Source organism: Bradyrhizobium sp. NAS80.1, assembly GCF_001908205.1.
Classification (GTDB): Bacteria; Pseudomonadota; Alphaproteobacteria; order Rhizobiales; family Xanthobacteraceae; genus Bradyrhizobium.
Genome location: NZ_LGHL01000094.1, coordinates 1 through 21,497 on the forward strand (window position 1 = coordinate 1; position 21,497 = coordinate 21,497).

At 64.5% G+C, this 21,497-nt stretch carries 19 protein-coding genes and 3 pseudogenes; 12 read left to right on the forward strand and 10 right to left on the reverse strand.

Annotated features, from left to right (window positions below; genetic code table 11):
* Window positions 1-101 (forward strand): annotated as a pseudogene (locus AC629_RS48875) (IS110 family transposase); the annotation flags it as partial.
* Window positions 102-153: 52 nt separating this feature from the next.
* Here the strand turns inward: AC629_RS48875 and hflX are convergent.
* From hflX to AC629_RS21355, 4 genes are all read right to left on the reverse strand, one after another.
* On the reverse strand, window positions 154-1,554 hold the full coding sequence (hflX, locus tag AC629_RS21340; protein ID WP_084806964.1) for a GTPase HflX: 1,401 nt from the start codon (window positions 1,552-1,554) through the stop codon (window positions 154-156).
* 11 nt (window positions 1,555-1,565) lie between these two features.
* Window positions 1,566-1,814: an RNA chaperone Hfq gene (hfq, locus tag AC629_RS21345; RefSeq protein WP_007591126.1), complete on the reverse strand. Its 249-nt coding sequence runs from the start codon at window positions 1,812-1,814 to the stop codon at window positions 1,566-1,568.
* A gap of 248 nt (window positions 1,815-2,062) precedes the next feature.
* Window positions 2,063-3,433, reverse strand: a complete 1,371-nt coding sequence (gene ntrX, locus AC629_RS21350; RefSeq protein ID WP_084806965.1) for a nitrogen assimilation response regulator NtrX — start codon at window positions 3,431-3,433, stop codon at window positions 2,063-2,065.
* Between the two features lie 17 nt (window positions 3,434-3,450).
* Window positions 3,451-5,814, reverse strand: a complete 2,364-nt coding sequence (locus AC629_RS21355) for a sensor histidine kinase (RefSeq protein ID WP_084806966.1) — start codon at window positions 5,812-5,814, stop codon at window positions 3,451-3,453.
* 351 nt (window positions 5,815-6,165) lie between these two features.
* Here AC629_RS21355 and AC629_RS46960 point away from each other — a divergent pair, with 351 nt between their 5' ends.
* Entirely contained in the window at window positions 6,166-6,312 is a 147-nt protein-coding gene (locus AC629_RS46960; protein ID WP_168195548.1) for a hypothetical protein, read from the forward strand.
* Window positions 6,313-6,472: 160 nt separating this feature from the next.
* Here AC629_RS46960 and ntrC read toward each other — a convergent pair.
* The 3 genes and pseudogenes from ntrC to dusB form a co-directional block, all read right to left on the reverse strand.
* A pseudogene (gene ntrC / locus AC629_RS21360) lies at window positions 6,473-7,916 on the reverse strand (nitrogen regulation protein NR(I)).
* Window positions 7,903-9,102, reverse strand: coding sequence for a two-component system sensor histidine kinase NtrB (locus AC629_RS21365; RefSeq protein WP_084806967.1), 1,200 nt, complete (start codon window positions 9,100-9,102; stop codon window positions 7,903-7,905). Before AC629_RS21365 ends, ntrC begins: the two are co-directional and overlap by 14 nt.
* The gene (gene dusB, locus AC629_RS21370) at window positions 9,099-10,100 is read right to left on the reverse strand and encodes a tRNA dihydrouridine synthase DusB (RefSeq protein WP_210419085.1); all 1,002 of its coding nucleotides are present in this window, start codon (window positions 10,098-10,100) and stop codon (window positions 9,099-9,101) included. Before dusB ends, AC629_RS21365 begins: the two co-directional genes overlap by 4 nt.
* Window positions 10,101-10,381: 281 nt before the next feature.
* On the opposite strand from dusB, the gene AC629_RS21375 reads away from it, so the two are divergent.
* From AC629_RS21375 to AC629_RS21385, 3 genes are read left to right on the forward strand one after another with little or no spacing between them, the layout of a single operon-like run.
* On the forward strand, window positions 10,382-11,578 hold the full coding sequence (locus tag AC629_RS21375) for a bifunctional 2-C-methyl-D-erythritol 4-phosphate cytidylyltransferase/2-C-methyl-D-erythritol 2,4-cyclodiphosphate synthase (protein ID WP_084806969.1): 1,197 nt from the start codon (window positions 10,382-10,384) through the stop codon (window positions 11,576-11,578).
* Between the two features lie 4 nt (window positions 11,579-11,582).
* Window positions 11,583-12,191, forward strand: a complete 609-nt coding sequence (locus tag AC629_RS21380; RefSeq protein WP_074122805.1) for a CinA family protein — start codon at window positions 11,583-11,585, stop codon at window positions 12,189-12,191.
* Between the two features lie 28 nt (window positions 12,192-12,219).
* Window positions 12,220-12,987, forward strand: coding sequence for an alpha/beta fold hydrolase (locus tag AC629_RS21385; RefSeq protein WP_084806970.1), 768 nt, complete (start codon window positions 12,220-12,222; stop codon window positions 12,985-12,987).
* A 60-nt stretch (window positions 12,988-13,047) separates the two neighbouring features.
* On the opposite strand, the gene AC629_RS21390 is transcribed toward AC629_RS21385, so the two are convergent.
* The gene (locus AC629_RS21390; protein WP_084806971.1) at window positions 13,048-13,821 is read right to left on the reverse strand and encodes a mechanosensitive ion channel family protein; all 774 of its coding nucleotides are present in this window, start codon (window positions 13,819-13,821) and stop codon (window positions 13,048-13,050) included.
* Window positions 13,822-14,096: 275 nt separating this feature from the next.
* Between AC629_RS21390 and AC629_RS21395 the strand changes: the two genes are divergently transcribed.
* From AC629_RS21395 to AC629_RS21415, 6 genes are read left to right on the forward strand one after another with little or no spacing between them, the layout of a single operon-like run.
* A complete protein-coding gene (locus AC629_RS21395; RefSeq protein WP_084806972.1) occupies window positions 14,097-14,801 on the forward strand; it encodes a c-type cytochrome in 705 nt (234 codons plus the stop codon).
* Between the two features lie 11 nt (window positions 14,802-14,812).
* Entirely contained in the window at window positions 14,813-16,051 is a 1,239-nt protein-coding gene (locus tag AC629_RS21400) for a cytochrome c (RefSeq protein WP_168195550.1), read from the forward strand.
* An 8-nt stretch (window positions 16,052-16,059) separates the two neighbouring features.
* Window positions 16,060-16,236 (forward strand): hypothetical protein, encoded by a 177-nt coding sequence (locus tag AC629_RS46965; RefSeq protein WP_168195549.1) that lies wholly within the window; start codon window positions 16,060-16,062, stop codon window positions 16,234-16,236.
* The gene (locus tag AC629_RS21405) at window positions 16,233-16,796 is read left to right on the forward strand and encodes a cupredoxin domain-containing protein (RefSeq protein ID WP_084806984.1); all 564 of its coding nucleotides are present in this window, start codon (window positions 16,233-16,235) and stop codon (window positions 16,794-16,796) included. The genes AC629_RS46965 and AC629_RS21405 overlap by 4 nt, the downstream gene beginning before the upstream one ends.
* Window positions 16,783-18,405, forward strand: a complete 1,623-nt coding sequence (locus AC629_RS21410) for a b(o/a)3-type cytochrome-c oxidase subunit 1 (protein ID WP_084806974.1) — start codon at window positions 16,783-16,785, stop codon at window positions 18,403-18,405. The genes AC629_RS21405 and AC629_RS21410 overlap by 14 nt, the downstream gene beginning before the upstream one ends.
* Complete coding sequence (locus tag AC629_RS21415; RefSeq protein WP_084806975.1) at window positions 18,405-19,220, forward strand: c-type cytochrome; 816 nt, start codon at window positions 18,405-18,407, stop codon at window positions 19,218-19,220. The genes AC629_RS21410 and AC629_RS21415 overlap by 1 nt, the downstream gene beginning before the upstream one ends.
* An 82-nt stretch (window positions 19,221-19,302) precedes the next feature.
* On the opposite strand, the pseudogene AC629_RS21420 reads toward AC629_RS21415, so the two are convergent.
* Both AC629_RS21420 and lipA read right to left on the reverse strand, forming a co-directional pair.
* Window positions 19,303-19,786: pseudogene (locus AC629_RS21420) on the reverse strand (type II toxin-antitoxin system RatA family toxin).
* Window positions 19,787-19,792: 6 nt separating this feature from the next.
* Complete coding sequence (gene lipA, locus AC629_RS21425; RefSeq protein ID WP_084806976.1) at window positions 19,793-20,749, reverse strand: lipoyl synthase; 957 nt, start codon at window positions 20,747-20,749, stop codon at window positions 19,793-19,795.
* A gap of 130 nt (window positions 20,750-20,879) precedes the next feature.
* Here lipA and AC629_RS21430 point away from each other — a divergent pair, with 130 nt between their 5' ends.
* A complete protein-coding gene (locus tag AC629_RS21430; protein ID WP_084806977.1) occupies window positions 20,880-21,482 on the forward strand; it encodes a DNA-3-methyladenine glycosylase in 603 nt (200 codons plus the stop codon).
* Window positions 21,483-21,497: the final 15 nt, after the last annotated feature.

Here is a 21,497-nt window from a genome sequence, read left to right on the forward strand (position 1 = left end):
CAGCCAAGCTCGCTCTCATTGCCGTCGCCAGGAAGCTGTTGACGGTCCTCAACGCCATTATGCGCGACAGGAAGCCGTACCTACAGACCAGGTCAACATAACAGTTGCCGGATCGGCGCGCGCTCAGGGCGCGCTTGTCCGGGACGACTCCGGTCATGTGGCGTGGTGATGCGGCACGGCGTCGAAGCGGTTCACCACGATGTCCCGCTTGGTCTCATCCACCCGCACGGTCATGTCGAAGCGGCCGTCGTGAAGCTCTTTTGCCAGCACCTCGGAATTGCGGTGCAGCCAGCTGATGCCGGCGCCGTCGGCAGCGTCGATGGAGAGATCGAGCGTGGTGCGCTTTGCGGCGAGCCGTTCCTCGATCGCGGCGAGCAGTGCGTCGATCCCCTCGCCTGACACGGCGGAAACCAGCATCGCCGGATGATCTTCCGGCCGGCGCGCGGCGATGTTGAGCAGCTCTTCGCGCTGCTCGGCATCGAAGCGGTCGATCTTGTTCCAGACCTCAATGATGCGGCCTGAGTCATCGGGATTGATGCCGAGCTGGCGCAGCACGGCGTCGACGTCGCTCTGCTGCGCCTCGGCATCTTCATGCGAGATGTCGCGCACATGCAGGATGACATCGGCTTCCAGCACCTCCTCCAGCGTGGCGCGGAAAGCGGCGACGAGCTGCGTCGGCAGGTTGGAGATGAATCCGACGGTGTCCGACAGCATCGCCTTGCCGCCATGCGGCAGGGTGAGAGCGCGCAGGGTCGGATCGAGCGTCGCGAACAGCATGTCGGCGGCCTGCACGTCGGCGCGCGTCAGGCGGTTGAACAGGGTCGACTTGCCGGCATTGGTGTAGCCGACCAGCGCGACGACGCGGTACGGCACGCGCTGGCGCCCCGCACGATGCAGACGCCGCGTCGCCTGCACCTTCTTCAGCTCGCTCTCGAGCTTGGCGATGCGCTCCTGGATCAGGCGGCGGTCGGCTTCGATCTGCGTCTCACCCGGACCGCCCATGAATCCGAAACCGCCGCGCTGGCGCTCCAGATGGGTCCACGAACGCACCAGGCGCGAGCGCTGGTAGTTGAGATGCGCGAGCTCGACCTGGAGCGAGCCTTCCCTGGTCTTGGCGCGGCGGCCGAAGATCTCGAGGATCAGGCCGGTGCGGTCGAGCACCTTGGCGTGCCATTCCCTCTCGAGGTTGCGCTGCTGGATCGGCGACAGCGCGCAATCCATCACCACGAGCTCGACCTCCAGGCCTTTGATCAGCCCGGTGATCTCCTCGACCTTGCCCTTGCCAATGTAAGTCGCTGGCCTGATCTGGCTGACCGGCGCGATGATGGCGTCGGCCACGACAAGATCAATCGCGCGCGCGAGGCCCGCGGCTTCGTCGAGCCGGGCCTCGGCGTCTCGCAGGGCATGGCTAGAAAGGACATGGCTCTCCGACTGCGCGTCGGCATTTCCCGCACGCACTCGCAAGTAGGGGCCGATGACAAGCACCCGCCCCGTCTGCTGAGCCCCTGCCGACCGCGGACGGTCGGCCTCCCCGTCGAAATTCCGGGGTTCCAATCAGATCACTCTCAAGCCGGCTGATCCTCGCCGCCTTCGAACAGCTGGATCGGAGCGCCGGGCATGATGGTCGAGATCGCATGCTTGTAGACGAGCTGCGAGTGACCGTCGCGCCGAAGCAGCAAACAGAAATTGTCGAACCAGGTCACGATACCCTGGAGCTTCACTCCGTTGACCAGAAAGATCGTCAGTGGCGTCTTGGTTTTGCGAACGTGATTGAGGAAGGTGTCCTGTAGGTTTTGTGCGCGGTCTGCCGCCATTGTTTTTTTCTCGCTTTGAGTTTCTTGTTATTGCGCCGGTTGCGGCCCTCTTTTGTTGATTTGGGGCCTCTTCCGGTTGCCGTTCCTCATGAGATCCCCCTCGGAAGGAACAACATTACGATTAGAGGACAGGTCGGGTTATTAGGCAAGCCGCTTCACGCGGCACGGCCCACCCGATTCCTCCGAAAAACTACGGAAATCGATGATTTCCCTCGCTTATCCCTTAGGTTGGCCGCGACGTCGCGGCGTCACCCGACGCCGAGTGCCTTCAACTTTCGATGCAGCGCCGAACGTTCCATGCCAACGAACTCGGCTGTGCGAGAAATATTTCCTGAAAAACGGCTGATCTGTGCAATTAAATAGTCGCGCTCGAACACCTCGCGTGCCTCGCGCAGCGGCAGGCCCATGATGTGCTCACCGTTGTTGCTGGTTGGCATCGCCGGCACCATGGAGCCGACGTCCTGCGGCAGCATGTCGGCGGTGATGATCACCTCCGGCCCGCCGGCGGCCAGAATCATGACTCTCTCAACGTTATTGCGAAGCTGACGCACATTGCCCGGCCAGACATGCGACTGCAGCACCGCCATCGCGTCCTGTCCGATCTGGCGCCTGGGCAGGCCGCTACCGGCCGAGATCTGCTCCATGAAGTAATCGATCAATTCCGGAATGTCCTCGCGCCGCTCCGAGAGCGCGGGCACGCGGATCGGCACCACCGAGAGCCGATGATAGAGGTCCTCGCGGAAATGGCCGGCCGCGATCTCCTCTTCGAGATTGCGCGCGGTGGAGGAGATGATGCGGACGTCGACCTGCACCTTGGCAGTGCCGCCGACGCGCTGGAACGACTGCTCGACCAGCACGCGCAGGATCTTGTTCTGGGTCTCGCGCGGCATGTCCGCGATCTCGTCGATGAACAGCGTACCGCCATGCGCTTCCTCGAGCGCGCCCGGCTTGCGCGGCTGCTCACCGTTGGACTGCTCGATGCCGAAGAGCTCATGCTCCATCCGCTCCGGTGTGATCGCGGCGGCGTTGATGACGACGAACGGGCCGTCGGCGCGGCCCGAGGCCGTATGCAGCGTGCGCGCGGTCAGCTCCTTGCCGGCGCCGGCGGGACCGACGATCAGTATCCGGCTGTTGGCCTTCGCCGCGCGCTCGATGGTCTGGCGCAGCTGGTTCATGCTGGGCGAGCGGCCGACGAGTTGGCTGGCGCTCGGCGCGAGCTGCTTCAGCTCCTTCACCTCGCGCTTGAGACGCGAGTTCTCCAGCGCGCGGGTCGCGACCAGGATGAGGCGGTCGGCCTTGAACGGCTTCTCGATGAAGTCGTAGGCGCCGCGCTTGATCGCGGCGACCGCGGTCTCGATGTTGCCGTGGCCGGAGATCATCACGACCGGCAGATCGGCGTTATCCTTCTTGACCTGCTCCAGCAGCTGCAGGCCGTCGAGCTTCGAGCCCTGCAGCCAGATGTCGAGGAACACCAGGTGCGGCCTGCGGTTGGCGATCTCGGCCAGCGCCGAGTCGCTGTCGCGTGCGGTCCGGGTGACGAACCCCTCGTCCTCCAGAATGCCCGCAACGAGATCCCGAATATCGGCCTCATCATCGACAATCAGAATTTCACTTGCCATGGGTCGCGCCTGTCTTGTCAGCTGCCTGTAGAGGCTTCAATTTTCGTTGAATCATTGGTCTTGTCAGCCGGCTCTTTGGTTTCAGCGGCCGGCTCTTTTGTTTCCTGGTCCTTGACCGCATCCTTGAACGCCGATGCTGCTTCGGCCGTCTCGGTCTTCGCGGGATGACCTGACAGCGCAAAGCGCATCCGCATCCAGGCGCCGCGCTGGCCTTCGCGGAAATCGGAAGCGTCTTTCAGTTCGATGCGCCCGCCATGGTCTTCCAGCACGCGGCCAACGATCGCCAGACCAAGGCCGGTGCCCTTGGCCCGCGTTGTGACGTACGGCTCAAGCAGGCGCGAGCGTGCGACCTTGGGCAGGCCGATGCCGTTGTCGATGACGTCGATCAGCACGTCCTCGCCCTCGCGCGACACCACGACGTCGATGCGCCCCTTGCCAAGCTCCTCCGGCGGGACCTGCTCGATCGCCTCGGTGGCGTTCTTGACGATATTGGTGACCGCCTGGGAGATCAGCCGCCGGTCGAACTGTGCGCGGAGCGGATCCTCCTTGAACTCCGCCTCGATATCGATCTCGGGGTGGGCGACCTTCATCAGGAACACCGCCTGCCGCACAGTGTCGGCGACGTCCTCGCCCTCCATCACGGGCTTCGGCATCCGCGCAAAGCGCGAGAACTCGTCGACCATGCGGCGGATATCGTCGACCTGGCGTACGATGGTGTCGGTGCACTGGTCGAAGATCTGCTTGTCCTTGACCTCGGTGATGGTCTTGCCGAACTTGCGGCGGATGCGTTCGGCCGAAAGCTGGATCGGCGTCAGCGGGTTCTTGATCTCGTGGGCGATGCGGCGTGCCACGTCGCCCCAGGCCGAGGTGCGCTGCGCCGACACGAGCTCGGTGATGTCGTCGAGCGTGATGATGTAGCTGTCGCGCGGCTGGCTGGTCTTCTCGGCGCTGACGCGGACCGAGAGATTGCGCTCGGTGCCGTCGCGAGTGATCGTGATCTGGCCCTGCACCAGGCGCTGGGTCCCTTCGCGCGCCGTCTTCATCATCTCGTCAAGCTCGGGCAGCACGTCTGACAGCGGATGGCCGAGCGTTTCGGACTCGGCGTGACCTATCAGCTTCTCGGCCGAGCGGTTGAGGATTCCGACGCTCCCCGATGCATCGACGCCGATGATGCCGGCGCTTGCCGAGGACAGCACGGCCTCGATGAAGCGTCGGCGGCTGTCGATGAGATCGCTGGCATTGACGAGCTCGTCGCGCTGGCTGCGCAATTCCTGCGTCATCTTGTTGAAGGTCTCACCCAGCTGAGCAAGGTCGCCCTCCGACTGATGCACGGGCACCTGGACGTGCAGGTCGCCGGTCGAGACCGTATGAGCCGCGTTCATCAGCCGCCGGATCGGCGAGACCAGCGAGTTGGCGAAATTCAGGCCGATCAGCACCGAAGCCATCAGGATGGTCAGCGCGATCACCGCAAACATCAGCGCGAAGGCGACCTGGATACCGAGCCGCCGCGACTCGATCTGGGCGTATTCGGCGACGCTGACCTCGGTCTGCTTGAGCTGATTGACGACGTTCGGATCGAGCGGCCGCGCGACATAGAGGAAGGTGTCGTTGAAGGCACGCAGGCGGATCACCGCGGCGACGAAGCTCGCATCCGGCAGCACCGCGATCTCGGGCTCGGACTCGTTGACGTTGCTGAGGAAGTCCGGCGCCGGCGGCGAATAGGCCAGCCGCATGCCGGTGTCGGCCGATTCCAGGATGTTGGTGTTCTTGTCGATGATCATCGCCCCCGGCAAATTGCGGGAGCCGGCGCTGGCCGTCAGCAGCTCGCGGAACGAGCGGCGGTCCTGGTCGTAGAGCGGCCGGGCATGCGCGATGTCGTTGGCCATGCCGAGAATATCGCCGCGGATCAATTGCGCGTGGTCCTGCATATAGGCCCGCGCGATCGTCAGCGAATTCTGGATCACCTCCTTGGTCGGCCCGGAGAACAACCGGTCGAGGCCGCGCTCGATGGTGACGTTGGCAACGACGGCAACCAGCACCGCCGGCAGCACCGCCACGATCGAGAACAGGCTGACGATCTGGACATGAAGGCGCGCCGCCGCCCTTCCCCGCCGGCGGGCCAGGATCAGCTGCCAGAGCTCGCGAATGATGATCCCGACCAGGAGCAGGATCGTGCCCGCATTGATCAGATAGAACGTGCGGACGACCTCGGGCGTTGGCTCGATCGTCGTGAGGCCGGTGAGCACCAGGAAGGTCAGGCAGGCCGACAGCAGCGCCAGCGCCACGGCAAAGGGGGCCAGCCAGCGTCGCACCGACCAACGCCGGGGCTCTTCCGCTGGGGCCGTGTCGAAGTGTGCGGCCGAGGTATCTGCGCTGGTCATTCCGGCAATGGTGGTGCTGAAAACGGGTCCGCGGCGGGCGGATAGTGATGTATTCCTACCACATTGTTGCCGAGACGCGACAGTGTCAAATAGCCGTGCAATCGCAGCTACTTACGTATTTCAACTTCTTCTTTTGGCCATGTTTTGTGAAAGTGCGGTGGTCGAGATTCGGCAGCCGTTTGTATGGCCGGTCCGCCGCGCCAGCATACGCGGCTCGCCGCGTTTCTGATCTCCGCCCACGGCGCCGGTTCCGGAGCGTCCCTGCCAGGACGGACGGGCGTATCCACCAGGCCGGTGTTCTCGCAGACCTAGCCTGCGGGAACGGTTTGGGACCGCCGCGGCTTGACCGGAATGGATAGGTTCTTCCTCGCGATCATGATTTCCGCGGTCCTGCTGCTGATCGTGGCCTCAGACCTGCTGGTCAATGGCCCCGGCCTGCAGGAGCCGTCGGCGGACGTCGCCCGCGTCCTGCCGTCCGTGGGGCGGCTTGTCAGGTGAACGGGTCCCCTGCAGCGGCCGAATGTCTCATCCTTTCGCGGCCGCGGAACATTTCGGTCCGATTCGGACTTCTGCTCACCGCGCCAGCCACAACGGCCAGCGCGATCCGGACAGGCTCAGCTCCGCTTTGGTAGGGGGAGCTGAGCCACCGCCCGAAAGACTAGACCCCGCTGCGATAGACCTGGATGTCGAGATCCCGGATCTTCTTCCGCAGCGTGTTGCGGTTGAGGCCGAGCAGGTCCGCGGCCCGGATCTGGTTGCCGCGGGTGGCGGCGAGTGCGGCCGTGAGCAGTGGCACCTCGATCTCCTTGAGGATGCGGTGATAGAGGCCAGGCGGCGGCACGCCATTCGGGAAGCCTTGGAAGTGCGAGGACAGATATGCCTCGACCGCGCCGCCGAGATTGTCGACGCCGTGCTGGACCGCAGCACCCGGGCTGACCGAGGGCGGCGCAAGTTCGCCGTCAATGACTGATGCCGTGATCACGTCCTGCGGATAGAGCGCGGCGAGGCGTCGCGCGAGGTTTTCGAGCTCGCGCACGTTGCCGGGCCAGCGGTGCTGCTTCAGCCGCTCCAGCGCCAGCGCGTCGAGCTTCTTCGGCGGCAGGCCATCCTTTTCGGCCAACGTGAAGAAATGACGCACGAGATCGGGCAGATCCTCGATGCGTTCCCGCAAGGGAGGCAGCCGCAGCGGCACGACGTTGAGGCGGAAGAATAGATCTTCGCGGAACAGGCCCTGCTGGATCAGGACGCGCAGATCCTTGTTGGAGGCCGCGACGATCCGCACGTCGGTCTTGATCGGGGTGCGGCCGCCGACGGTGGTGTATTCGCCCTGCTGGAGCACGCGCAGCAGGCGGGTCTGCGCTTCCATCGGCATGTCGCCGATCTCATCGAGGAACAGCGTGCCGCCCTCGGCCTGCTCGAACCGGCCCGAGGCGCGGGTGTTGGCGCCAGTGAAGGCACCGCGCTCATGGCCGAACAGTTCTGATTCGATCAGGTCGCGCGGGATCGCCGCCATGTTGACGGCGACGAACGGGCCGTTGCGACGTTTGCCGTAATCGTGCAGTGCGCGTGCCACCAGCTCCTTGCCGGTGCCGGACTCGCCCGTGATCATCACGGTGAGGTCGGTCTGCATCAGGCGCGCCAGCACGCGGTAGATTTCCTGCATCGCCGGCGAGCGGCCGACTAGCGGGATCGCCTCCATCTCGGCGTCCTCGTCCGACCTTGAGATCCGCTCCTTCGGCTCGGCGAGCGCACGGCCGACGATGGCGATGAGCTCCTTCAGGTCGAACGGCTTTGGCAGATATTCGTAGGCCCCGCGCTCGGAGGCACGGATCGCCGTCATGAACGTGTTCTGCGCGCTCATGACGATGACAGGCAGATTCGGCCGCATCTTCTTGATCCGCGGCAACAGGTCGAATGCGTTCTCGTCCGGCATCACCACGTCGGTGATGACGAGATCGCCCTCCCCCCTGGCTGACCCAGCGCCACAGCGTCGCGGCATTCCCGGTGAGCCTGACCTCATAGCCGGCGCGGGACAGTGCCTGATTGAGAACGGTGCGGATGGCGGTATCGTCATCAGCTACGAGAATGCTACCTGCGGGCATCGCTAATCCTCATTTTGCCCCCCTGTGACGCAGACGACGACTTCCCGGCAGAGCCGTCGCGACTGCTGTGATCGGCATGTTTGACCGATGTGGAATACATCGGCATCAGCACGCGGAAGGTGGTCTTGCGCGGCTGAGACTCGCATTCGATGATGCCCCCGTGATCGCCGACGATCTTGGCGACCAGCGCCAGGCCCAGACCCGAGCCGGTCTGCTTGGTGGTCACGAAGGGATCGAACAGATTGGGCAGAAGATCTTCCGGCACGCCAGGTCCATTGTCTTTCACGCAGAATTCGAGCGGCAGAGATACCCGGGATTTTTGACCGGGGACTGACAGGCGCACGCCGGGGCGGAACGCAGTGGTGAGCTGGATCTCGGCGTCGGGAACGTCGATCAGGGCTTCCGCGGCGTTTTTCACGAGATTGAGGAACACCTGGATGAGCTGGTCCTGGTTCGCCAGCACCGGCGGCAGCGAGGGATCGTAGTCCTCGATGAAGCGGATGTTGCGGGCAAAGCCGGACTGCGCCAGCCGCTTCACGTGATCGAGCACCGAATGGATGTTGACGGGACCGCGCACCACGGGCCGCTCGTCGCCGAACACCTCCATACGATCGACCAGCGTGACGATGCGGTCAGCCTCGTCGCAGATCAACCGCGTCAGCATGCGGTCCTCGGTCGAGGCCTGCTGCTCCAGAAGCTGCGCTGCGCCGCGTATGCCGGAGAGCGGGTTCTTGATCTCATGCGCCAGCATGGCCGCCAGCGCGATCACCGAGCGCGCGGCGCTGCGATGGGTGAGCTGGCGGTCCATCTTGTCGGCGATGGTGCGCTCCTGGAGCATCACCACGATATGGCCCGGCCGCTCTGTCAGCGGGGCGACATGCAGATCGACCTGGCGGTCGCCGCCCATACGCGGCGTGCCCAGATCGACCTTGTATTCGTTGACCGGCGAGTTCGACAAGCGCACCTGATCGATCAGCGCCAGCAAGGGGCTGCCGAACGGGACCAGCTCTTTCAGCGACTGCCGTTTCAAAAACTGCGTCGAGATCTCGAAAAAGGCCTCGGTCGCGATATTGGCGGCGACGATCTTGCCGTCCGGCCCGATCATGAGCACGGGATTGGGCAACGCATCCAGGATCGCGTCGCTGTCGGACAGTAGCGGCCGACGATGGTCAGCGGCTGAGCTCATGCAGCAGCGCTCCATGCGAAGTCGTCGAAGGCATCTTGCAGTGACTGGTGGACGAGGCGCGGATCCTCCGAGGTCAGGATCTTCTGGCGCCATCCCTTCAGTTTCTCGACCGGCGCGCCGCTCGCATCCGCTGCGACGTCGAGCGCCCAGCCGAGATGCTTTCGCGCGTGCTTGAGGCCAATTCGCAGGCCGTAGAGCGAGCAGACGCCCTCATAGAGCGTGCGGACATAATGGAGCTGCGTCGCGAGCGACGGCGTGGCTTCCGCTTCTCCACCCTTCAGGCGGCGGCCGATCTGGCCGGGCAGCCAGGGCTGCCCTTGCGCGCCGCGGCCGATCATCACGGCATCGGCGCCGGAGGCCCCGAGTGCCGCGCGCGCTTTTTCGTAGGACGTGATGTCGCCATTGACGACGAGCGGAATGGAGGTCGCCTCGCGCACTGCCCGGATCGCGTCCCAATCGGCCTCGCCCTTGTAGAACTGGCAGCGGGTGCGGCCATGCACGGTGACGAGCTTGACGCCAGCCGCTTCCGCGCGCCGTGCCAATTCGGGCGCGTTGCGCGTGCGGTCGTCCCAACCGAGCCGCATCTTCAGCGTCACCGGCACCTTCACCGCGGCGATCGTCGCATTGATCAAGCTGACGGCATGGTCGAGATCCCGCATCAGGGCCGAGCCGGACTGGCCGCCGGTGACGTGGCGGGCCGGACAACCCATGTTGATATCGATGATGTCGGCGCCTTCGGCTTCGGCGATCCGAGCGCCTTCGGCCATCCAGTGCGTCTCGCAACCGGCCAACTGGACCACGTGCGGGCCGATCCCGGTCGCTTCGCAGCGCAACCGCGACATCCGATGGCCGTTGGCGAGTTCATCACTCGCAGTCATTTCGGACACGACCAGACCGGCCCCGAGCTCGGCGGCCAACCGCCGGACAGGCGAGTCGGTTACCCCCGACATCGGCGCCAGGAAAACCGGGGTGGCGACATTAATATCGCCTATTTTCAATGCTTTAGAGCCTGATATTGCCGAGCCGGTCACAGGGGTCTCGTTGACTGGGCAGGGCCTCATCGCGTCTGCCACGACCAATCTTGCGCACAATTCTTGTGCAGTCAAGCGTCATGCCTACAGTTTAGACAGTTCTGCAAATCTTTCAAGTGCGCTGCAGCAAAATGCTGTTTCCCACAATCCGGGGAAACCCCCTTTTTTTGCGGGCCTGCCGTGCTAGAGGCATGCCGGTCATCACCCCACTTCCCGACTCTCCATTAGCAACTGAGTATTTGAATCCCATGGCGAAATCAGAGCGCACCGCAGTCGTTCTCGTCGCGGCAGGTCGCGGCCTGCGCGCAGGCGCTGGCGGCCCTAAGCAATATCGCTCGATCGGCGGCCAGCCCGTGATCTATCGCGCCATGGAAGCCTTCAGCCGCCACCCCGACGTGTTTGCGGTGCAGCCAGTGGTGAATCCCGACGACAGCGCCATGTTCACGGCAGCGGTCGAAGGACTGAGGCATGAGCCGCCGACCAATGGCGGCGCGACGCGCCAGGCCTCGGTGCTCGCCGGCCTCGAGGCACTCGCAAAGCACAAGCCGGACATCGTCCTGATCCACGACGCCGCGCGGCCCTTCGTCTCGCAGGGCCTGATCTCGCGCGCGATCGAGGCGGCAAGTCGCACCGGGGCTGCGATCCCTGCCGTTCCCGTCACCGACACGATCAAGGTCACCGGCGAGAGCGGGAATGTCGAGGACACGCCAGACCGCACGCGCTTGCGAATCGCGCAGACGCCGCAATCCTTTCGTTTCGACGTCATCCTGGAGGCGCATCGCCGCGCGGCAAAGGATGGACGCAGCGATTTCACCGACGATGCCGCGATTGCCGAATGGGCGGGATTGACGGTCGCAACCTTTGAAGGCGATGTTGCCAATATGAAGCTCACCACCCCCGAGGATTTCGTGCGCGAGGAAGCGCGCCTGGCCAGCATGCTCGGCGACATCAGGACCGGCACGGGCTACGACGTGCACGCCTTCGGCGAGGGCGATCATGTCATGATCTGCGGCGTGCGCGTGCCACACAGCAAGGGCTTCCTGGCGCATTCCGACGGCGATGTCGGCCTCCATGCGCTGGTCGACGCCATCCTGGGCGCGCTCGCCGACGGCGACATCGGCTCGCACTTTCCGCCGAGCGACGCGAAGTGGAAGGGCGCCTCCTCCGACCAGTTCCTGAAATACGCCATCGACCGCGTCGCGCAGCGCGGCGGCCGTGTCGCCAACCTTGAAGTCACGCTGATCTGCGAGCGGCCGAAGATCGGTCCCCTGCGCGACACCATGCGCGCGCGCATCGCCGAGATTTCCGGCGTCGACATGTCCCGCGTCGCGGTGAAGGCGACGACCAGCGAGCGGCTCGGCTTCACCGGCCGCGAGGAAGGCATCGCAGCCACCGCGAGCGCCACCATCCGCCTGCCGTTTAACGAAAAGACTTGGAGCGTGTAGGATCATGGGCGGCAGCGACGCACGCGCCCTCTCCCGCTCGCTGCTCGACCTGTGCCGGATGCGCAAGCTGACGATCGCGACCGCCGAGTCCTGCACCGGCGGCCTCGTCGCCGGCGCGCTTACCGATATCCCCGGCTCGTCCGATGTGATCGATCGCGGCTTCGTCACCTATTCCAATGATGCCAAGCGCGCGATGCTCGGCGTCGAGGCCAGCACACTTACCAATTTCGGCGCGGTCAGCAAGGAGACCGCGACCGCGATGGCGGTCGGCGCGCTGGAGCGCGCCGACGTCGACCTTGCAGTTGCCATCACCGGCATTGCCGGCCCCGGCGGCGCCACGCCCGGCAAGCCCGTCGGTCTCGTGCATTTCGCTGCCGCCGCGCGCGACGGTCGCATCATCCACCGCGAGCATCGCTTCGGCGCGATCGGCCGCACCGCCGTTCGCCAGCGCTCCGTGGTCGAGGCGCTGCGTATGCTGATGGACCTCGCCCGTGGCCCGCAGGCCCAGGTCAAGCCACGCCGTACCGCCGCAAGCCGCCTGCGCCCGCGCGTGACTCGCTCGCCGCGCCGGCATGCGGTGAAGCGCAGGCCGCCGCGGTCGCCGCGCGGCTAAAGTCCGGGCAGCCGAGACAAGGCGATCGATGAAGTCATTTTGGCTGACGAAGGCAAACGCCAATCTGCTCTATCACGACATCCCGGGACGCAGCATTCCGCTAATCTTCATTCATGGATTGGGATGCGCGTCGTCCTGCGATTATCCGGCGGTCGCAGCTGATCCCGCCCTGACCGGCAGGCGCATGCTACTGATCGACCTGCTCGGATCGGGCTTCAGCGACCGGCCCGCCGGGTTCGGCTATACTGTGGCCGACCATGCCCGAACGATAGCCGATGTCGTGACCGAGGTCGCGCCGGAAGCCGTCGATCTCTTCGGTCACAGCATGGGTGGATCGGTGGCCATCATGGCCGCCCGGCTGCTCGGACAATGCGTTCGCAATCTTATCATAGCAGAACCCAATCTCGATCCCAGCGGTGGAGTCTCCAGCCGAAAGATCGCAGGGATGTCTGAGGCCGATTACGTGGCTCAGGGACACGAAGATCTGATCAGGGCATCCAGACTGGACGGCAATGTCGCTTGGGCCGCATCGCTCGCGCTCAGCGCGCCTGTCGCGGTTTATCGCGCATCGCGATCGCTGGTCGCCGGCAGCGATCCGACATGGCGTGCCATGCTTCTTGAATTGTCGATGCCGCGAACGATGATCTTCGGCGAACTGTCCCTCGCAAATAGTCCTGACGCGAAACTGCTGCCCCAACAGGGCGTCGATGTTGCCGTGGTCCCGAAGGCCGGACACGGGATCGCTGCGGACAATCCCTCTGGGCTCGCCACCGCAATTCGCCGGGCACTGCCGTAAGGCTGATATCCCGCAAGGCTGCGATCCCGGGGATATCCGGCACTTGGGAATCCGGGCACCTCACACCGCCGCAAGCAACGCGCTTGCGTGGTCGAGCACACGCTGTTTGACGGCATCGGCATCGGATGGCTTCACCTTTGCGCTTACGGTCAATTCCACGAGCGGCGCGGCGGGATCGGCGGCGATCACCTTCGACACGACCGACGGCGCGGTCCGCTCTTCGATGCGCGGATCCTCGCGCAACTCCTTCAGGATCTGGTCGGCCAGCGCATTGGCCGAACCGGCCCTGACCGGGAACGTCACCTTGACCTCGCCAGTGCCGGGATAGGCACTGTGATTGATGATGGCCGCGCCCCATACTTGCCCGTTCGGAAGCAGGATCTGCGTATTGTCGGCCGCGACGAGCTCGGTCATGAACAGCGACAGTGATCGCACCTTTCCGGTCTTGCCGCCGACCTCGACGTCATCGCCGATGTGGAAGGGCCGAAACAACAGCAGCATCACGCCGGCAGCGAGATTGGAGAGCGTGCCCTGCAAGGCAAGACCGATGGCGAGTGATGTCGCGCCCAGCACGGCGACCAGACTCGCGGTCTGGATGCCGAAGAGCCGAAGCGCGGCGATGCCGACGATCGCCAGCACGCCGTAACGCGGGACGCTGGCAACGAACAACGTCACGAGGGGATCGACCCGGTGCCCGACGTTCAGCACGCGGGTAACGAAGCGCTGCATTGCGCCGGACAGATACCAGCCGATCGCGAGCAGCAGGATCGCGTAGACCACATTCAGCCCATACAGGACGAGCGAAGCTTTCAGCGTCTCGAAATTGATGGTCATGGGCGGCTCCCACCCGGACAATCGGTTGAGAACTCGCCGCGACGCGAAACGATCCCTTCGTCGCGCACCATCCGGGCTTCGAGCGCTTGCATTGCGGGTCTTCTCTTTTGAAAAAGCACGCAAATTTTGTCGAAATCGATCATCATTGCGTTGCAAAAGGGCGAACAAGCGTCATCGTTCGGTTCCGAGCTTGCGCGCATCTATATTGGCGCAATAATAGCGGACTACGTTGTGGCCTGGAATCAACCCGGTCCTGCTTTCTGGAGGGCGACTAAGTGTTCGCTCGCTACACTCTGGCAATCGTCATTGCCGCCTTGGCCGCCTTTGATGGTGCAACCGCACAAACGGCCAACCAGCCGCCGGATACGATGGCGGCGCGGGTGGAAGCCTGCACGCCCTGTCACGGCAACAAGGGCGAAGGCACCAGCGATGTCTATTTCCCGAGGCTCGGCGGCAAGCCGGCCGGCTATCTCTACAACCAGCTCCTCGCCTTCCGCAGCGGCCGGCGCAAATATCCGCCGATGAACTATCTGCTGGAGTTTCTGCCTGATCCTTATCTGGAGGCGATGGCAGAGTATTTTGCCAACGAGCATCCGCCACTGCCGCCGCCGGCGCCGAGCGAGGTCAGCAAGGAAGTCCTCGCACAGGGCGAGTTGCTTGCAACTCGCGGCGATGCGGGGCGCAACATTCCTGCCTGCGTCAGCTGCCATGGCCCGGGACTCACGGGCATGCAGCCCGGCATCCCCGGCCTGCTTGGCCTGCGCGCCAATTACATCAGCGCCCAGCTCGGCGCCTGGCGTTACGGTACCCGCACCGCGAAATCGCCCGACTGCATGCAGGTCGTCGCGGGCCATTTGACCGAGGCTGACGTCACCGCCGTTGCGGCCTGGCTCGCGACGCGGACGGCGCCCGCGGACCCGGCGCCCGTGCCGAAAGGCACCTACGCGCTGCCCTTCGGCTGCGGCAGCCAGCCCAACTGACGAGGCGGATGATGGGCACCAAACTGTCGATCGCACTCCTCGCACTCGCCGCGTTCACCACGGCCGCGCAGGCGCAGGACAAAACCAGTGACATCATCGCGCGTGGCGAATATCTCGCCCGTGCCGGCGACTGCACCGCCTGCCACACCGCGCCGGATGGCCGCCTGTTCGCCGGCGGACGCGCCATGCCGACGCCATTCGGCACGCTCTACACTTCCAACATCACGCCTGACCCGGAAACCGGGATCGGCAAGTGGAGCGCCGACGACTTCTACAAGACAATGCATAGCGGCCGCTTTCCGGACGGCGGGCTGATCTATCCGGCCATGCCGTTCGCGTCCTACACGAAGGTCACGCGCGCCGACAGCGACGCGATCTTCGCCTATCTCCGATCGATCTCGCCGGTGAACCAGAGGAACCGGCCGCACGATTTGCGCTTCCCCTATGACAACCGCCAGCTCATCCTCGGCTGGCGCACGCTGTTCTTCAGCGAGGGCGAGTTCAAGCCGGATCCGAAGCAATCGGCGGAATGGAATCGCGGCGCCTATCTGGTCGAGGGCCTCGGCCATTGCAGCATGTGTCATTCGCCGATCAACGCGCTCGGCGGCACCTCGCAATCCGACGCCTTCAAGGGCGGCCTGATTCCGATGCAGAACTGGTACGCGCCCTCGCTCACCTCGAGCCGCGAGGCGGGACTCGGCGACTGGAGCATCAAGGATATCACCGACTTGCTCCAGACTGGCGTTTCGGCGCGCGGCGTCGTCTACGGCCCGATGGCCGAAGTCGTGCACAACAGCCTGCAATATCTGAGCGACGAGGACATCAGGGCGATGGCGGTCTACCTGAAGAGCATCTCGGAGCCCTCGCCGCCTCCGCCGCCAAGCTCGGCGCTGCCGACCACCGAAAGCAGCCTGCTGATCAGCCTCGGCAAGACCGTCTACGACAAGCACTGCGCGAGCTGTCACGGCAGCCAGGGCGAAGGCAAGCCGCCGCACTGGCCGCCGCTCGCCAACAACCAGTCGATCGAGATGCAGTCGGCGGTCAATCCGATCCGCATGGTGCTCAATGGCGGCTATCCGCCGGGCACCCAGGGCAATCCGATGCCCTACGGCATGCCGCCGTTCGCCGGACTCCTGTCCGACAATGAGGTCGCCGCCGTCGTCTCCTATATCCGCACAGCCTGGGGCAATCGCGGCACGCCGGTCTCGGCGCGCGAGGCCAACGAGCTGCGCTCCGCACCGCTGAATTGAGATCCGCCATGTTCAATTCCGATCCGCCGACCAGCCCAGCCGCCGCCGATCAGGCCGTCGACGAAGTCGTCGCACGAGGCCCATCCGGCGCGATCGTCGTCGCGGGCATTGCCTCGGCCTGCGTGGTCGCGATGTGGCTGGCGTTCTATCTATTCGTCTTCCTGCCGCGCGGGTCGCTGCAATGAGCGCAGAGGAAACCCATCACAGCGCAGACGTTGCCGCCCGCGTCGAACGGCGCTGGGCGACCATATTCGTCATCGTCATCGTGATGATGGCCGCGCTGGCGGCGTTCGCCGGCATCCATCGCGCGACCATGCCGCAGCCGCGCGTCGAGACCACCGATCCGTCCAGGATCCATCTGTCCGGCGAATTCGTCGAGAGCAATCTCGGCAGCGTGCTGGAAGCCGATGGCAACGTGACCGTGCGCGCGATCGGCCAGCAATATTCCTTCACGCCGGCCTGCATCGTGGTGCCGGCCGATACGCCGATCACAATGCGCGCTACCAGCGCCGACGTCGTGCACGGCATTCTGATCCAGGGCACCAACATCAACACCATGCTGGTGCCGGGCTACGTCTCCGAGCAGCTCATGCGCTTTACCAGGATCGGTGACTATCTGATGCCCTGCCAGGAGTTTTGCAGCTTCGGCCACGAGGGCATGTGGGGCAAGGTCAAGGTGATCGACAAGTCCGAATTCGCGAACCGCGCGAAGGCAGGCGGGAGGCTGAGCTGTGTTGGTGAATAGGAAGCTCATTCTCGCTCATTTCTGGTTTGCTTTTGCCGTGTTCGGCGTCGCGCTTACGCTCGGCGCCTGGCAGATGTTCATTCGCAGCCCAATCGGCACATGGCTTTCCAACCCCGAGCTCTATTACCGCTCGCTGACCGCGCACGGCACGGTGATGGGCTATGTCTTCCCGACCCTGGTCGCGATGGGCCTCGGCTACGCCATCAGCGAGTCCGCACTCGAACAGCGCCTGGTCGGCGTCCGCTGGGCCTGGGCCGGATTCTGGTTGATCGTCGGCGGCAGCATCATGGCGGTGATCCCGATCGCGCTTGGCCGTGCCTCGGTGCTCTACACGTTCTATCCGCCGCTGATCGGCAACCTCTTCTACTATCTCGGCGTCGTGCTGGTCGTGGTCGGCTCCTGGATCTGGGTCGCGCTGATGTCGATCAATCTGCGCATCTGGCGAAAGGCCCATCCCGGCGCTCCGGTGCCGCTGGCGATGTTTGCCAATGTCGCGGGCTCATATCTGTGGGCATGGACCGCGGTCGGCGCCGCGCTCGAGCTTTTGCTCCAGATCATTCCCGTTGCGGCAGGGCTGAAGGCCACCATCGACGCGGGACTTGCTCGCGTGTTCTTCTCCTGGACGCTGCACGCCATCGTCTATTTCTGGCTGATGCCGACCTACATTGCCTACTACACCATCGTGCCCCGCGCGATTGGCGGACGCGTCTATTCCGACAATATGGCGCGGATTGCGTTCATCCTGTTCCTGGTGGTGGCGATGCCGATCGGCATGCATCACACCTTCGCCGACCCGCAGGTCGGTGCCGGCTTCAAGTTCGTCCACTCGGCCTTCACGGCGCTGGTCACGCTGCCGACATTTCTCACCGTCTTTACGATCTGCGCGTCCATCGAGATCGCTGCGCGCCTCCGCGGTGGGCGCGGCATGTTCGGCTGGATCAGGGTGCTGCCGTGGGACAACCCGATGATGCTGGCGCTCGCGTTCTCCTTCGTCATGCTCGGCTTCGGCGGCGCCGGCGGGCTCATCAACATGAGCTATCAGCTCGATGCGTCGATCCACAACACGCAGTGGATCACCGGCCACTTCCACCTGATCTTCGGCGGCGCTATCGTGATCATGTATTTCGCGATCGCCTATGATCTGTGGCCGCATCTGACCGGCCGCGAGCTGAACGATCTCCGCCTGATCCGCACCCAGCTGTGGCTGTGGTTCATCGGCATGATCGTCACCACCTTCCCGTGGCACTGGGTCGGTATTCTGGGCATGCCGCGCCGCATGGCCTATTTCGACTTCGGCGATCCCGCGATCGCGCCGCAGGCGTTGTCAGTGACCTTCTCCGCGATCGGCGGCTTCATCCTGCTGGCGTCGGGCATCCTGTTCCTGGTCATTCTGGCCCGCGGCATGCGCGCGCCTCAGGCTGAAGCCGGCGCCTATCGCTTCGCGGCTGCTGTGCATCAATCGGCGACGGTTCCGGTCGCACTCAATACGCACGCGCTGTGGGTGGCGCTGATGATCGCCCTCACCATCACCAATTACGGCTATCCGATCCTCACCTTGGCGACCACCGAGGGCACGTCGGTGCCCGCCGTCTATGTGGGAGCGCAGTGATGAGCGCGCGCGACATCTTCACCTTCCGTAATCCCCACTTCACGCGAGGCGTCGGCATCACCGCCGCGATCCTGATCGTGACGGCGATTGTCGGCTTCATCGTGCTGCCCTTTGCGCAGCCCTGGGTCCAGTTCGCAAATGTCTGGGATGCGATCTGCAGTGCCGCCGGTGTGCCGCAGCGCGTGGCAGGCGTCGCAGCCCCCGAGCAGAGCAAGCGCCTGTCGGAGGTCGTGCTGACCTCCCACACCCTGTCGCGTCCGAGCCAGGAGGCAATCGGCCGCGGCGCCACGCTGGCCCAGCGCTGCGCGATCTGCCACGGCCCGACAGGCCTCAGCCGCGCGGATTCGCCGAACCTCGCGGGCCAATACGCGGCGGTGATCTACAAGGAGCTGCATGACTTCCGCTCCGGCGCGCGCACCAATGCCGTGATGTCGCCATTCGCGGTCAACCTGACGGACCAGGAGATCGCCGATCTCTCCGACTATTACGCCTACCTGCCGCGGCTTCCCGCCTATCATCCGACGCCGCAACTGCCCAAGCCCAACATCGTCATCTACGGCGCGCCAATGCGCGGGATCGCGCCCTGCGGCTCCTGCCATGGCAGCCTCGACAACAAGACCGGCAGTCCATGGCTCGAGGGACAGTCGGAGGCTTACTTGAAGGCGCAACTCCAGGCCTTCGCGGCCGGGGAACGGCGCAACGACATCAGCCAGCAGATGCGCAACATCGCGCGCGCGATGACGCCTGAGGAGATCGAGCAGGCCGCGGCCTATTACGCCTCGCAGCCTCCGGATATCGTAAAGGCAGTGGATTGAAGTAAGGAGCTCGTGCCCCGGACGCAGCGCGGCGCTCCTTCGGCGGTGCGCTGCAGAGCCGGGACACCAGAGCTGCAACTACCTACGACGATGCCAGCTTCGGCCGGCCGTAGATCGCATCCGCCCGCTTCTCGAACGCGGTTGAAAAGCGCGCGAAGGCAGCGTCGAACATCGAGCCCATCAGCATCGCCAGCATCCGGCTCTTGAACTCGTAGACGAGGAAGAAGCCGACGTCGCAGACGCCCCCCGCCCCCCTGCTCACCCCTGGGCTCGAACGTCCAGCGATTTTCCAGCTTCCTGAAGGGCCCTTGCAGATACTCGACCATGATTTTCAGGTTGGCGCGGTCGAGCGTGACACGACTGGTGAAGGATTCCTTGACCAGCTTGAACGACACCGTCATGTCGGCAACCAGTACCTCGGTGCCGTCGGGCTTCGCCATGCGCTGGCGCACCTTCAGCGCGCTGCACAGCGGCACGAATTCCGGGTAGCGCTCGACATCGGCGACCAGATCAAACATCTGGGACGCGCTGTGGTTGACGCGGTGCTTGCTCGAAACTTGATGCATTGGACGTCAGCGGGCTGTCGCGGCCCGCGCTGCCTTCAGTCTTGCGAAATCCTCGCCGGCGTGATGCGACGAACGGGTCAGCGGGCTCGCCGACACCATCAGGAAGCCCTTGGTGTAAGCGACTTTCTCATAGGACGAGAACTCATCCGGCGGCACGTAGCGCATCACGGCGTGGTGCTTGCGGGTCGGCTGGAGATATTGGCCGATAGTCAGGAAGTCGACCTCAGCCGAGCGCAGATCGTCCATCACCTGGAGCACCTCGTGGCGCTCCTCGCCGAGGCCAACCATGATGCCGGACTTGGTGAAGATCGTGGGGTCGATCTCCTTGACCCGCTGCAACAGACGAATCGAATGGAAATAGCGCGCGCCCGGTCGAACCGTGAGGTAGCGCGAGGGCACAGTTTCCAGATTATGATTGAAGACGTCGGGCTTCGCCGCGGCGACAATCTCGAGCGCGCCGTCCTTGCGTAGGAAGTCGGGCGTCAGGATCTCGATCGTCGTCGACGGACAGGCCGCGCGGATGGCACGGATGGTCCGGGCAAAATGCTCGGCGCCGCCATCAGCAAGATCGTCGCGGTCGACCGAGGTGACCACGACATGGGCGAGACCCAGCTTGGCCGTGGCCTCGGCCACATGCCCTGGCTCGGCCGCATCCAGCGCATTTGGCAGCCCGGTCTTGACGTTGCAGAAGGCGCAGGCACGGGTGCAGGTGTCACCCATGATCATGAAGGTCGCGTGCTTCTTGTCCCAGCACTCGCCGATGTTCGGGCAGCCCGCCTCCTCGCACACCGTGTGCAGTCCGTTGGACCGCACGATATTGCGGGTGTCGGCATAGCCGCGGGTGTTGGGCGCGCGCACGCGAATCCACTCCGGCTTCGGCGGTGAAGCCGAATCGGGGCGATTCACCTTTTCAGGGTGACGCGGGCGCAGCGGGTTCGAGATGGTATCGACAATAACGACCATTGGGTGTCCGGTCTGTTCAGGTCCTACCTAGTCGGTCTCGCCACGCATCGCAACCCGGCTCGCGCCGCTTCATGGAACATGGCAGATATGGGCAATATCTTGCTCTGTTCTCTGGCGATTCTCACCTCGAATGGCTCCAACCCCGAAGACCTCACCACCGCGGCTCGGCAAGCCGCTGAAGCGTGCCTTTTTCGGGCGCAGCGTCCATGAGGTCGCGCCCGACCTGATTGGAGCGACTATGCTGGTCGACGGCGTCGGCGGCATCATTGTCGAGGTCGAGGCCTATCATCATACCGAGCCGGCGGCGCACTCCTTCAACGGCTCGACGCCGAGGAACCAGGTGATGTTCGGCCCGCCCGGCTTTGCCTATGTCTACCGCTCCTACGGCATCCACTGGTGCGTGAACTTCGTCTGCGAGGAGGAAGGCTCGGCCAGCGCCGTACTGATCCGCGCGCTGGAGCCGACGCACTGCATCGCCGCGATGCGCCGGCGCCGCCATCTCCAGGACCTGCACGCACTGTGCTCAGGCCCCGGCAAGCTGACCGAAGCGCTCGGCATCACCATCGCGCACAACGCCCTGCCGCTGGACCGGCCACCGATCGCACTGCATGCGCGGACGGAGGACGTCGAAGTCGCAACAGGCATCCGGATCGGTATTACCAAGGCCGTCGAGTTGCCCTGGCGCTATGGCGTCAGGGGTTCGAAATTCCTGAGCAAGCCGTTTCCGAAGTAACTGTTATCCCAGGTT